This is a genomic window from Bradyrhizobium sp. USDA 3256, assembly GCF_054058275.1.
Window position 1 is genome coordinate 4,585,367 of record NZ_JBSSAE010000002.1, and the last position, 13,192, is coordinate 4,598,558.

The window sequence follows — 13,192 nt, forward strand, 5'->3', positions numbered from 1 at the left end:
CGGCGCGATGCGGGTCGGGATTAGATTGTGATGCATGAGCAGGAAGAACGGGCCGTCATGCGCTGGCGTTCCAGCCAGGCCTGCCGCGCCGGGCAAAAGCTGCCGGCGGCCGTCTGCAGGTCGTAGGTGTCAAGCAGCAGGCAGCGGCCGAACGAGGTGTCGTGAACGCCTTGCGCGAACTCGTCCGCGTCGGCGCGGGAAACACGCTGAGACACCTCTCGCGATGATCATGATTGCCGATGCAGAGCCGCACCGGGATTGAGAACCCGTTCAGGCGTTCGCGCGGCAAGTGATAGTCAGCGAGCTCGCCGATACCCGAAAGATCGCCGAGATCACCATCAGCTCGGCGTCGCGGTGATCGGCAAGCACCTGATCCAGCGCGCTCGAAGTTCTTGCATGGGATCACGGCCAAAGATCGTTCTCCCCGGCGTCGTCAGATGGATGTCGCTCATGTGGATGAGTTTCATGCAGCACCTCGATGCAGGGCGACACCCTAGCCGTCAAAGCGCGACAACCGAAGTGAACGCGGATCAGTCCACGAACACCACGGTCTTGCGTCCGTTGAGGATGACGCGATCGGCGAGATGGTAGCGGATCGCGCGCGCCAGCACCCGGCGCTCGATGTCGCGCCCCTTGCGCACGAGATCCTCAGGCGTGTCGCGATGGCTGATGCGCTCGACGTCCTGATCGATGATCGGGCCTTCGTCGAGGTCGCACGTGACGTAATGCGCGGTGGCGCCGATCAGCTTGACGCCGCGCTCATGGGCCTGGTGGTAGGGCCTGGCGCCCTTGAAGCCCGGCAGGAAGGAATGATGGATGTTGATGCAGCGGCCTGACAGCCGCGCCGACATCTCGTCCGACAGGATCTGCATGTAGCGGGCCAGTACCACGAGATCGGTCTTGGTGTCCTGGGCCAGCTTCCACACCGCGTCTTCCTGCTGCCGCTTGGTCTCCTTCGTCACCGGCAGATGATGGAACGGGATATCGCCGAAATCGAGCGAGCCATAGGTCTCGCGCGGATGGTTGGAGACGATCGCGGTCGGGATCATTTCGAGTTCGCCGGTACGCCAGCGGTAGAGGATGTCGACCAGGCAGTGATCGGACTTCGACACCAATAGCATCACCCGGCGGCGGCTGGCGCGATCGCGCATCTGCCATTCCATCCCGAAACGTTCGGCGATCGCGGCAAATCCGGTCTGCAGCGCCGCGAGCTCGACCGCGAGGTCGGCCGCGGTAAACACCACGCGCATGAAGAACTTGCCGGTCTCCACGTCATCGAACTGCTGGGCGTCCAGGATGTTCTGGCCGTTATGGGCGAGAAACGTCGAGACCGCCGAGACGATCCCTGGACGGTCCGGACAGGACAGGGTCAAAACGAACTGATGGTCGGGCATGCCAATTGACCAAAGCTTGAGCAGATGCGTGGAACAGTCATTTTTCGGCCTTCGTCTACACCGCAGCCGGCCTTGCGCCAATCCCGCCGCGGGGGTCAAATCGAACAAATGACGACAATGTTTGTTAGGGACCATCATGGCTGACCGGCTGAACGGCTACCGCATCCTGATCCTCGAGACGCGCGAGGAGGCGCAGTTTTCCCGCCTGCTCGCCGAGCAGGGCGCCGACGTGCTGCAATGCCCAGCGTTCACCATCCACGATGCGCGCGATCCGGCGCCGATCGAGGCCTGGATTCGCCGCGCCATCGAGCGACCGCTCGACGACCTCGTGCTGATGACCGGTGAAGGCCTGCGCCGGCTGATGAAAGTCGTGCGCCGGATCGGCGTCGAGCGGGAGTTCGGCGATAGCCTCGCCAAGGCGCGCAAATTCGCTCGCGGCCCCAAACCCGGCCGGGCACTGCGCGAGATCGGCCTGGAACCGCAAATGACGACCGAGAAGCCAACCTCGGAAGGCGTCGCCGAGATGCTGTCGAAGCTCGACCTGACCGGCCATCGGCTCGGCCTGCAGCTCTATCCGGACAAGGATCACGCCAGCCTGATCGGCGCGATCAAGGCACAGGGCGCCGAGGTCGATACGGTGCTGCCCTATGTCTATGACGCTCAGGCCGCCGACGCCAACATCGTCACCGCGATTGAGGAGATGGCGCAGGGCCGCATCGACGCGATCGCTCTGACCAATCTCGGCCAGGTCCGCCGCCTGATCGAGGTGGCACGGGCGCGCGGTTGCGAGGACAGGTTACGCGAGGGGTTCGAGCGTACGCCGATCGCGTCGGTCGGACCGGCGGTATCGGACGAACTCAAGTCCCAAGGCCTGCGCACCGACATCTACCCGGCCGAAGACGCCTTCTTCATGCGGCCGCTGATATCGGCGATGGCGGCGGCGCTTTCAAAGAATCCGCCGCGCGCGACGGCGCGAAGCTAGAACCTTTTCCGTTCCGATCGAATCGGAACGGAGCTCTAGATTCTAGTTTTGACGCGTTTTCTTCACGCGAACCGGCGTCCATTTCGCTCGAAAACGCTCTAATCAACCTTGGCGCCGGCGAACTTGACCACCTTGCCCCATTTCTCGGTCTCGTCGGCCACCAGTCTGCCGAAGTCGGCAGCCGAGCCCGGCAGCATGATCGCGCCGATCTCGGTAAAGCGCGCCTTGGCCTTGGGATCGGCGAGGATTTCATTGACGGCCTTGTTGAGCCTGTCGACGATTTCAGGCGGCGTGTTCTTCGGCGCCGCGAGGCCGTACCAGGCGCTCGCCTCGTAACCCGGCAGGAAGTCGGCGACCGGCGGCAGGTCCGGAAGCACGTCCGAACGGGTCGTGCTGGTGACCGCAAGTCCGCGCAGCTTGCCGGATTTGACGTGCTCGGCGCAGGTCGGAAGATTGTCGAACATCACTTGCATCACGCCGGACAGCATATCGGTGAGCGCCGGCGCGCCGCCCCGGTAGGGCACGTGCTGCATGTTGATGCCGGTCAGCATCTTGAACAGTTCGCCCGACATGTGGATCGTCGAACCGTTGCCTGAGGACGCCATGTTGAGCTTGCCGGGATTGGCCTTTGCATAGGCGATCAATTCGGGAATCGACTTGATCGGCAGCGAGGGGTGCACCACCACGACGTTGGGAAAGCGAATGATGCCCGCGATTGGCTCCATCTCGCGCATGAAATCGAACGGCAGCTTCTGGTAGAGCGTCGCATTGATCGCATTGGCCGGCGCGACCAGCAGCAGCGTGTAGCCATCGGGCGCCGCGCGCAGCGCCTGCTCGGTGGCGATGTTGGTCCCGCCGCCCGGCCGGTTCTCGACAATGAAGGATTGCCCGAGCTTTTCCGACAGCCACTGCCCCATCAGGCGCGCCGTCAGGTCCGCCGAACCGCCGGGCGTATAGCCGATCACGAGGCGAACCGGCCGCGCCGGATAGGCCTCGGCAATCGCTTTCCCAAATGTGAGCGGCAGCGCAGCCGTAGCGGCTGCAAGTTGCAGGAACTGGCGGCGTAGAACCTTCATGATGTCTCCTCCGACGCACTGGCGGCTCTTGCGGCACGCTTGGGCACGCGCATCCTAGCCGCGCGGCGTCGCCAAGCCGACAGATATTCTCAGTCGGAGGGCGCGAGGTTCACCGCGTCACTTCGTCTCGCGCAGATAGGCCTGGTACGCGAGGGCGATGCCATCCTCGAGCGAGGTGGTGGCGCGCCAGCCAAGCCTGGCCAGCCGGCCGACGTCGAGCAGCTTGCGCGGCGTGCCGTCCGGGCGCGACGTGTCGAAGCTGATCTCGCCGCGATAGCCGACGGCGGCCGCGACGACGCGCGCGAACTCGGCGATGGTGATGTCCTCGCCGGTGCCGATATTGACCAGTTCGGGCGATGAATAGGTCTTCATCAGATGGATGCAGGCGTCGGCGAGATCGTCGACATAGAGGAATTCGCGGCGCGGCGTGCCGGTGCCCCACACCGCGACGTTGCCGGCGCCCGAAACCTTGGCCTCGTGGAAGCGGCGGATCAGCGCGGCGACGACGTGGCTGTATTCGGGGTGATAATTGTCGCCGGGGCCGTAGAGATTGGTCGGCATCACGCTGATGAAATCGGCGCCGTACTGGCTGCGATAGGCCTCGGCCATCTTGATGCCGGCGATCTTGGCGATAGCGTAGGGCTCGTTGGTCGGCTCCAGCGGGCCGGTCAGCATCGAATCCTCGCGCAGCGGTTGCGGCGCTAGGCGCGGATAGATGCAGGACGAGCCGAAGAACATCAGCTTCTGGCAGCCATTGGCGTGCGCCGCCTGGATCACGTTGCTCGAGATCGCCAGATTGTCGTAGAGGAATTCCGCCCGCAGCGTGTTGTTGGCGACGATGCCGCCGACCTTGGCGGCGGCGAGGAATACGGCCTGCGGCCGCTTCGCGGCAAACCATGCGTTGACCGCGGTTTGGTCGCGCAGATCGACCTCGCTGCGCGACACCGTCAGAAGGTCGGCCTCCTCGCGCGCCAGCCGGCGCATCAGCGCCGAGCCGACCATGCCGCGATGGCCGGCAACGAAGACCGTCTTGTCCTTCAGCTCAAACGCCGTGCTTGCCATTGGCCGCGTCCTGCCTGGCCTCGACGAGATCGCTGGCGACCATTTCCTTCACCAGCTGCGCGAACGGCGTCTTCGGCGCCCAGCCGAGCTTGGCGCGCGCCTTGCTGGCGTCGCCGATCAGAAGATCGACCTCGGTCGGGCGGAAATAGGTCGGATCAATCTGTACCAGGGTGTTGCCGGACGCCTTGTCGATACCGACCTCCTCGACGCCCTTGCCGCGCCATTCGATGCTGCGGCCGACCTCGGCAAACGCCAGCTCGACGAACTCGCGGACCGACCGCGTCTCGCCGGTCGCGAGCACGAAGTCGCCGGGCTCGTCGACTTGCAGGATCCTGTGCATGCCCTCGACATAGTCGCGGGCGTGGCCCCAGTCGCGCTTGGCGTCGAGATTGCCGAGATAGAGCTTGTTCTCGAGGCCGACCTCGATGCGGGCAACGGCGCGGGTGATCTTGCGCGTCACGAAAGTCTCGCCGCGGATCGGGCTCTCATGGTTGAACAGGATGCCGTTGCTGGCGAACATGCCATAGGCCTCACGGTAGTTCACCGTGATCCAGTAGCCGTAGAGCTTGGCGACGCCATAGGGCGAGCGCGGATAGAATGGCGTGGTCTCCTTCTGCGGCACCTCTTGCACGAGCCCGTAAAGCTCCGAGGTCGAGGCCTGGTAGAACCGCGCCTCCTTTTCCATGCCGAGGATGCGAATCGCCTCCAGCAGCCGCAGCACGCCGATCGCGTCGGCGTTGGCGGTGTATTCCGGGCTCTCGAAACTGACCTGGACGTGGCTTTGCGCCGCGAGGTTGTAGATCTCGGTCGGCCGGATCTGCTGCACCAGGCGGATCAGATTGGTCGAATCGGTCATGTCGCCATAGTGCATCAGGAACGGGACGTTGCCGACATGCGGATCCTGGTAGAGATGGTCGACACGCGCGGTGTTGAGTGAGGACGAGCGACGCTTGAGCCCGTGCACGGTATAACCGAGGCCGAGCAGATATTCGGCGAGATACGCGCCGTCCTGCCCGGTGACGCCGGTGATCAACGCAACGCGCCGCTTCGAGTCCTGAGCCGCCGAATCCTTAACTGCCATGTCATCTCCAGAGATCGCGCAAACAGCGCGCCGACGAGGCCGGTCTGTAGCATCCGGCCTGCTCCAAGTCTAACATCACAATTGCTGAATCGGGGCTTCAGCGCCCCCGAAAATGGTTAAATGCGGCCTGGATCCCATCATTCCCCGTAGTGGCGCAACCGGTCGAGGTTGAGGATGGTCACCCCGCCATAGTCGAGCCGCAACAGCCCCTCGCGCTCCAGCCGCTTCAGGCACTGGTTCGCGTTCTGCCGAGAGATCCCCGACAGCGCCCCGATCTCCTCCTGGGTGATCTCCAGGTGCAGGGTGAGGTCGGGGTAGAGAATCGGATTGAACAGCGAGGCGATCGAGCGCGCCAGCCGCGCGGTGGCATCCAGCGTGCGGCCATATTCGAGCAGCGCAATGAACTGGCCGAGCCGCTCATTGAGCGAGCCGACCAGGAACCGGTTGAAGCCGACACTGTTCTCGAACAGCCAGACGAAGGTCCGGCGATCCATCATCGCCAGTCGCGTGTCGCGCAGTGCGACCACATCGTAGCGCCTGGGCTCATTTTTGAGCACGGTCCCCTCGCCGAACCACGCGCCTGCGGTGAGACCCGCGAAACTCGCCGCCTTGCCGCCGCGCGAGACGATGCCCATGCGCGCCAGCCCGGTGACGATGCCGGTCCAGTACTGAAAATTGTCGCCGCGCATGAAGATGAATTCGTTGGCGCGATAGGATTTTTCGGAAATGCCGGCGCGCGCGATTTCGATTTCTTGCTCGCTCAGTTCGCGCGACCAGGCCGCGATGTGCCTCAGGTAATCAGCAGCTATCATGCTAGCGACGGCGTCCTCCCCCAAGATACTGCAACGATATTGCACCGCAGCAACGCCGTGCGCGAAGCCAGGGACCCGAGGCCTGGAATGCCAGCGAAAATTCCTGACTAAATGTCGGGCACATGACAATTCAACCTATCGCTTTCTCGTATTCAGAGCCACCTCGCGTAACGTCGCGCAGCTCCTTGATGGATCGCTGAAGGCGGACGACGCGAGAGACGGGCTTGCAGGCGGGTGCGGCGTTACCGCGCATGACGCAGGCGATCGGGTCAAGCGATGCTCCCGAACGCAGGCATCATTAGTCGGATGGTCTCCCTTCGGCGGCCCATGTAAGATCGAAGCGAAGATAAAGAGCGCGCCAAAGCGCCCGTATCTGGAGGGAACAGGGTGGCTAATAGTCTCGAGGTGCGCGGAGTCTCATTGCGCTTTGGCGGCGTCCGCGCGCTGACCGAAGTGAGCTTCGGCGTCAACGAGGGCGAGCTGTTCTCCATCATCGGCCCGAACGGCGCCGGCAAGACCTCGATCGTCAACTGTATCTCCGGCCGCTACCGGCCGACCGAAGGCCAGCTGTTCTATCGCGGCCAGGACATTACCGGCCTCAACCCGAACGCGCGGCCCCGGCTCGGCATCGGCCGGACCTTCCAGAATCTCGCGCTGTTCCACCACATGAGCGTGCTCGACAACATTATGGTCGGCCGCCATCACCTCCTGAAGAACAACTTCATCACGGGATCGCTGTACTGGCTGACCGGCGCGCGCCGCGAGGAGCTGGAGCACCGCCGCAAGGTGGAGGAGATCATCGACTTCCTCGATCTGCAATCGGTGCGCAAGGCGACCGCCGGCACTTTGCCCTACGGCCTGCGCAAGCGCGTCGAGCTAGCCCGGGCGATGGCGCTCGAGCCGCAACTGATCCTGCTCGACGAGCCGATGGCCGGCATGAACTTCGAAGAGAAGGAAGACATGGCGCGCTACATCGTCGATCTCAACGAAGAGTTCGGCATGACGGTGATGATGATCGAGCACGACATGGGCGTCGTGATGGACATCTCCCACCGCGTCATGGTGCTCGACTTCGGCCGCAAGATCGCCGAGGGCGATCCGGCCACCGTGCTCGCCGATCCCCATGTCAAGCGCGCCTATCTCGGCGAAGAGGACGAGGCGCTGGTCGATCCCGACGACAAGCCGGCGGTGCGGGAGAGCGCCGCATGATGGACTATGCCGGTCGCGCCGCGCAGGCCGACACCTTTCCCAAGATGCTGCGCCTGAACGCGAAGGAACACGGCCAGGAGATCGCGCTGCGCGAGAAGGATTTCGGGCTGTGGCGCGAATTCACCTGGAACGACTACCAGACCCGCACCCATGATTTCGCGCTCGGCATGGTCGAGCTCGGGCTTGGCCGCGGCGACGTGATCGGCATTATCGGCGACAACCGGCCGGACTGGGTCGCCGCCGAGATCGCGGCCCACGCGATTGGCGCGATGAGCCTCGGTCTTTATCGCGACGTGCTCGACGAGGAAGCCGCCTATCTCCTGACCTATGGCGAGGCCAAGCTGGTCTTCGCCGAAGACGAGGAACAGGTCGACAAGCTGCTCGGCCTGGCCGATCGCGTGCCCCACCTCAAGCACATCGTCTATTCCGACCCGCGCGGCATGCGCAAATACGACGATCCGCGATTGATGGAGGCGAGCAAGCTCGTTGCGCTGGGCCGCGACCGCGCCGCGCGCGAGCCTGGACTGTACGAGCGACTGGTCGACGCTACGAAGGGCGAGGACGTCGCGATCCTCTGCACCACCTCGGGCACGACGGCCAACCCGAAGCTTGCGATGCTCTCTGCCGGGCGCGTGCTGCGGCACTGCGCGACCTATCTCGCCTTCGATCCGAAGGGGCCCGACGACGAATATGTATCGGTGCTGCCGCTGCCCTGGATCATGGAACAGATCTACGCGCTGGGCAAAGGGCTGCTCTCCCGGATGAAGGTCAACTTCGTCGAAGAGCCCGACACCATGATGCACGACTTCCGCGAGATCGCGCCGACCTTCGTGCTGTTCGCGCCGCGAGTCTGGGAATCGATCGCGGCCGACGTCCGTGCCGGGGTGATGGACGCCTCGCCGTTCAAGCAGCGGCTCTATGACCTCGGCATGAGGACCGGCCTTGCGGCGCTCGCCGAGGGCAAGCGTTCTGTGTTCGCCGACCAGCTCTTGTTCCGTGCGCTGCGCGACCGGCTCGGCTTCACGCGGCTGCGCTCGGCGGCGACCGGCGGCGCGGCGCTCGGGCCGGATACCTTCAAGTTCTTCCAGGCGATGGGCGTGCCGCTGCGCACGCTATACGGCCAGACCGAGCTGCTCGGCGCCTACACGCTGCATCCCGAAGGCAAGGTCGATCCCGACACCACCGGCGTGCCGATGGCCGACAGCATCGAGATCCGCATCGACAATGCCGACGTCAACGGCGTCGGCGAGATCGTGGTGCGGCATCCGAACATGTTCCACGGCTATTACAAGAACCCCGAAGCATCGGTCGCCGATATCAAGGACGGCTGGATGCATTCGGGCGATGCCGGCTACTACAACGACAACCGGCAGCTTGTCGTGATCGACCGCATCAAGGATCTCGCCGAGACCTCGCGCGGCGAACGCTTCTCGCCGCAATATATCGAGAACAAGCTGAAGTTTTCGCCCTATGTCGCCGAGGCGGTGGTGCTCGGCGCCGGCCGCGACGCGCTCGCGGCGATGATTTGCATCCGCTACTCGATCATCTCGAAATGGGCGGAGAAGAACCGGATCTCGTTCACGACCTACACCGACCTGTCCTCGCGGCCCGAAGTCTATGCGCTGCTCAAGAATGAGGTCGAGACCGTCAATGCCACCCTGCCGCCGGCGCAACGCATCTCGCGCTTTTTGCTGCTCTACAAGGAGCTCGATGCCGATGACGGCGAGCTGACCCGGACCCGAAAAGTCCGCCGCGGCGTGATCAACGAGAAATACGCCGACATCATCGATGCGATCTACCGCGGCAAGGCCACCATCCCCGTCGACACCGTGATCCGCTTCCAGGACGGCTCGACCCAGCGCGTCCGCACCACGCTCGAGGTCGTCGACCTCGGCCGCGCCGTGATCGCGGAGGCCGCGGAATGACTGTGTTGCGCGACCAGAACGCGGTGCTCATGAATGTGCCCTCTCCCCTTGTGGGAGAGGGCTACACCGTTAGTCGACACGAACTCGCTTGGGTGAGGGGTACCCTCTCCACGATCCCGATGCGGAGACAACCCCTCACCCGGCTTCGCTTTGCGAAGCCACCCTCTCCCGCAAGGGGAGAGGGTGCTGGCGCCGCAGTCCGGAGCGACCGTACCCCATGAACACCCAGTTCCTGATCCAGTTGATCGTCAACGGCCTCGTGGTCGGCCCGCTTTACGGCGTGGTCGCGATGTCGTTCGTGCTGATCTACAAGGCGACGCAGGTCGTGAACTTCGCGCAGGGCGAATTGCTGCTGGTCGGCGCCTGGGTGTGCTGGGCGCTGCTGACGAAGTATCAGGTGCCGTTCTGGGTCGGCATGCCAATCACGCTGGTCTTCATGTTCATCTTCGGGATCGCGATCCAGGTCGTGATCCTGCGTCCGATGATCGGCGAGCCCATCATCTCCGTGATCATGGTGACGATCGGCCTGTCGACGGTGTTCCAGGCCGCGCTGAAGTGGATCTTCGGCGTCAACCCGCAGCCGTTCCCGCGCGTGTTCCAGAGCCAGTCGGTCAGCCTGTTCGGGCTGCAGATCCAGACCGTCTATGTCATGAGCCTCGTGGTCTCGCTCGCCATGATGGTCGGCATGGCCTGGTTCTTCCGCGCCTCCAAATATGGCCTTGCGATGCGCGCCACCGCTTTCAACCAGCAGGTCGCGCAGTCGCTCGGCATTTCGGTCAAGAACGTGTTCGCGATGGCGTGGGCGATCTCGGCCACCGTCTCGGCGGTCGCCGGTGTCGTGGTCGCGGTGGTCAATGGCGTGTCGTCCGGCCTCTCCGCCTACGGCATCAAGGTGTTTCCGGCCGCGATCCTGGGCGGGCTCGACTCGGTCGGCGGCGCCGTGCTCGGCGGCATCATCATCGGGCTGTTGGAAAACGTCGCCCAGTATGTCGACAGCCAGTACCTGCACTGGGGCAATCTCTACGAGATCGCGCCGTTCTACGTCCTGATCATCATTCTGATGATCAAGCCGTACGGCCTGTTCGGCACGAAGGATATTGAGCGGGTCTGATCAATGGCGACAAGCACACTCATCCCCTCGGGCGATTTCCGCACGAGTTACGCGGCCGACACCACGATCTTCCCGACCGCGACCAGCCGCAATTTCGCGATCCTCGGCATCGTGCTCGCCTGCTTCGCGCCGATGCTGCTGTCCAACTACCTGCTCTCGATCGCGATCCAGATCGGCATCTTCGCGATCGCGGCCCTCGGCCTCAACGTGCTGGTCGGCTTCACCGGCCAGATCTCGATCGGCCACGCCGCGTTCTTCCTGTTCGGCGCGTTTACCTCGGCCTACATCTCCAACAACGCGCCGATCCCGGTGTTCTTCGCCATTCCCCTCGCCGGCGTCGTCACGGCACTGGTCGGGCTGATCTTCGGCGTGCCGGCGGCGCGGCTGAAGGGACTCTATCTCGTGATCGCAACGCTCGCCGCGCAATACATCCTGCTCGACTTCTTCTCGCGCGCCGAATGGTTCTCGGGCGGCTCGGTGCCCGCCAGCGCCAACCCGTTCTCGATCTTCGGCTACACCCTGCGCGGCGACCGGCAGTATTTCTACGTCGTGCTCGCCTACGTGGTGATCAGCTACCTGCTCGTCACCAATCTGATGCGCACCCGCGACGGCCGCGCGCTGGTCGCGATCCGCGATCACTATCTCTCCGCCGAGATCATGGGCATCAACCTCACCAAGTACCGGACGCTGTCGTTCGGGCTTGCCGCCTTCTTTGCCGGCATCGCCGGCGCGCTCTACGCGCACTATCAGCTCGTGGTCTCGCAGGAAGGTTTTGGCATCGAGCGCTCGGTGCTGTTCCTCGCCATGGTCATCATCGGCGGCACCGGCTCGGTGATGGGCACGCTGATGGGCACGGCCTTCGTGGTGCTGCTGCCGGAGTCGATGGAATGGCTGAGCGCCTGGCTGAAGGGCGGCGCCATCGACAAGGCGCTGCAGCTCAACAACAACATCACCTTCCTGCGCGAGATCGCGATCGGCCTGATCATCATCGGCTTCTTGATGTTCGAGCCCGACGGCCTCGCGCATCGCTGGCGGCAGATCAAGGCCTACTGGAAGCTCTACCCGTTCTCGCATTGACGCAAGGCACGGAACGCAACTCAAAATTCGGTTCAACGAATAGGCAGGAGGAAAGAAAAAAATGACGATTAGATCCCTTTTGAGCTCGGTCTCCGTTGCGCTGCTGATCAGCAGCGCGGCCACCACCGCGCAGGCGCAGATCGCCATCGGCCATCTGCAGGACCTCTCGGGCGGCACGTCCGACGTCGGCACCCCCTATGGCCAGGGCGTCGCGGACACCTTCGCTTGGGTGAACAAGAACGGCGGCATCGGCGGCAAGCAGCTCAATGTCGACAGCAACGACTATGGCTACCAGGTGCCGCGCGCCATCGCGCTGTACAAGAAATGGTCAGCGCCCGACGGCAAGGTCGCGGCGATCATGGGCTGGGGCACGGCGGATACCGAAGCCCTCACCGGCTTCCTGGCGCAGGACAAGATCCCGGACATCTCCGGCTCCTACGCCGCCGCGCTGACCGATCCGGAAGGCACCAGCGGCAAGGCCAAGCCCGCACCCTACAATTTCTTCTACGGCCCGAGCTATTCGGACTCGATGCGCGCGATGCTGACCTGGGCCGCGGAGGACTGGAAGGCCAAGGGCAAGCCCGGCAAGCCGAAATTCGTCCACATGGGCGCCAACCATCCGTATCCGAACGCGCCGAAGGCGGCCGGTGAAGCGCTGGCGACCGAGCTCGGATTCGAGGTGCTGCCGCCGCTGGTCTTCGCGCTGTCCCCCGGCGACTACTCGGCGCAGTGTCTCAGCCTGAAAAGCTCGGGCGCAAATTATGCCTATCTCGGCAACACGGCGGCCTCGAACATCTCGGTGCTGAAGGCCTGCAAGACCGCCGGCGTCGATGTCCAATTCCTCGGCAATGTCTGGGGCATGGACGAGAACGCGGCGAAGACCGCCGGCGATGCAGCCGACGGCGTGATCTTCCCGCTCCGCACGGCGGTGAGCTGGGGCGGCAACGCGCCCGGCATGAAGACCGTGATGGAAATCTCCAAGATGTCCGACCCGTCCGGCAAGGTCTATCGGCCGGTGCACTACATCGCCGCGGTCTGCAGCGCGCTCTATCTGAAGGAGGCGCTCGACTGGGCCGCCAAGAACGGCGGCGCCACCGGCGAGAACGTCGCCAAGGGCTTCTACCAGAAGAAGGATTGGGTGCCGGCCGGCATGGACGGCGTCTGCAATCCGTCGACCTGGACCGAAAAGGATCACCGCCCGACCACGAAGGTCGACCTGTATCGCTCGAAGATCTCGGGCGCGACCGATGGCGACATCAACGACCTGATGGGCAAGGGCACGATCAAGCTCGAGAAGGTGAAGACCGTCGACCTACCGCGCAAGCCGGAATGGTTTGGGTGGTAAGGCAACGGCTGATCACGTCCACAAATCGTCATGCGCGGGCTCGACCCGCGCATCCATCAAGCGAAGACGTATTCCGATCGATGGATTGCCGGGTCAAGCCCGGCAATGACGTCGAAGG

12 protein-coding genes are annotated in these 13,192 nt (G+C 63.9%); 6 read left to right on the forward strand and 6 right to left on the reverse strand.

Annotated elements, in window-relative coordinates; translation table 11 throughout:
* Positions 1-20: 20 nt before the first annotated feature.
* Together ACVWY5_RS23535 and purU are read right to left on the reverse strand one after the other, a co-directional pair.
* A complete protein-coding gene (locus ACVWY5_RS23535; RefSeq protein WP_028338331.1) occupies positions 21-215 on the reverse strand; it encodes a hypothetical protein in 195 nt (64 codons plus the stop codon).
* 315 nt (positions 216-530) lie between these two features.
* Positions 531-1,394, reverse strand: coding sequence for a formyltetrahydrofolate deformylase (gene purU, locus ACVWY5_RS23540; RefSeq protein ID WP_028338332.1), 864 nt, complete (start codon positions 1,392-1,394; stop codon positions 531-533).
* A gap of 136 nt (positions 1,395-1,530) precedes the next feature.
* Between purU and ACVWY5_RS23545 the strand changes: the two genes are divergently transcribed.
* Complete coding sequence (locus tag ACVWY5_RS23545) at positions 1,531-2,376, forward strand: uroporphyrinogen-III synthase (RefSeq protein ID WP_028338333.1); 846 nt, start codon at positions 1,531-1,533, stop codon at positions 2,374-2,376.
* 98 nt (positions 2,377-2,474) lie between these two features.
* Here ACVWY5_RS23545 and ACVWY5_RS23550 read toward each other — a convergent pair whose 3' ends face one another.
* From ACVWY5_RS23550 to ACVWY5_RS23565, 4 genes are all read right to left on the reverse strand, one after another.
* Positions 2,475-3,452, reverse strand: a complete 978-nt coding sequence (locus ACVWY5_RS23550) for a tripartite tricarboxylate transporter substrate binding protein (protein WP_028338334.1) — start codon at positions 3,450-3,452, stop codon at positions 2,475-2,477.
* Between the two features lie 117 nt (positions 3,453-3,569).
* A complete protein-coding gene (gene fcl / locus ACVWY5_RS23555) occupies positions 3,570-4,514 on the reverse strand; it encodes a GDP-L-fucose synthase (protein ID WP_028338335.1) in 945 nt (314 codons plus the stop codon).
* Positions 4,495-5,595 (reverse strand): GDP-mannose 4,6-dehydratase, encoded by a 1,101-nt coding sequence (gene gmd, locus ACVWY5_RS23560; protein ID WP_431014815.1) that lies wholly within the window; start codon positions 5,593-5,595, stop codon positions 4,495-4,497. The genes fcl and gmd overlap by 20 nt, the downstream gene beginning before the upstream one ends.
* A gap of 137 nt (positions 5,596-5,732) precedes the next feature.
* Positions 5,733-6,407 carry a Crp/Fnr family transcriptional regulator gene (locus tag ACVWY5_RS23565; protein ID WP_028338337.1) on the reverse strand — a complete coding sequence of 225 codons (675 nt, stop codon included), beginning with the start codon at positions 6,405-6,407 and terminating at the stop codon, positions 5,733-5,735.
* A 387-nt stretch (positions 6,408-6,794) separates the two neighbouring features.
* Between ACVWY5_RS23565 and ACVWY5_RS23570 the strand changes: the two genes are divergently transcribed.
* The 5 genes from ACVWY5_RS23570 to ACVWY5_RS23590 all read left to right on the forward strand — a co-directional run bounded on the left by ACVWY5_RS23570 (position 6,795) and on the right by ACVWY5_RS23590 (position 13,074).
* Positions 6,795-7,616, forward strand: a complete 822-nt coding sequence (locus tag ACVWY5_RS23570; RefSeq protein WP_028338338.1) for an ABC transporter ATP-binding protein — start codon at positions 6,795-6,797, stop codon at positions 7,614-7,616.
* Positions 7,613-9,541 carry a long-chain fatty acid--CoA ligase gene (locus ACVWY5_RS23575; protein WP_028338339.1) on the forward strand — a complete coding sequence of 643 codons (1,929 nt, stop codon included), beginning with the start codon at positions 7,613-7,615 and terminating at the stop codon, positions 9,539-9,541. Before ACVWY5_RS23570 ends, ACVWY5_RS23575 begins: the two co-directional genes overlap by 4 nt.
* Positions 9,542-9,758: 217 nt before the next feature.
* Positions 9,759-10,652: a branched-chain amino acid ABC transporter permease gene (locus tag ACVWY5_RS23580; protein WP_028338340.1), complete on the forward strand. Its 894-nt coding sequence runs from the start codon at positions 9,759-9,761 to the stop codon at positions 10,650-10,652.
* A gap of 3 nt (positions 10,653-10,655) precedes the next feature.
* On the forward strand, positions 10,656-11,729 hold the full coding sequence (locus tag ACVWY5_RS23585) for a branched-chain amino acid ABC transporter permease (protein WP_028338341.1): 1,074 nt from the start codon (positions 10,656-10,658) through the stop codon (positions 11,727-11,729).
* Positions 11,730-11,790: 61 nt separating this feature from the next.
* Positions 11,791-13,074 carry an ABC transporter substrate-binding protein gene (locus tag ACVWY5_RS23590; RefSeq protein WP_028338342.1) on the forward strand — a complete coding sequence of 428 codons (1,284 nt, stop codon included), beginning with the start codon at positions 11,791-11,793 and terminating at the stop codon, positions 13,072-13,074.
* Positions 13,075-13,192 lie beyond the last annotated feature (118 nt).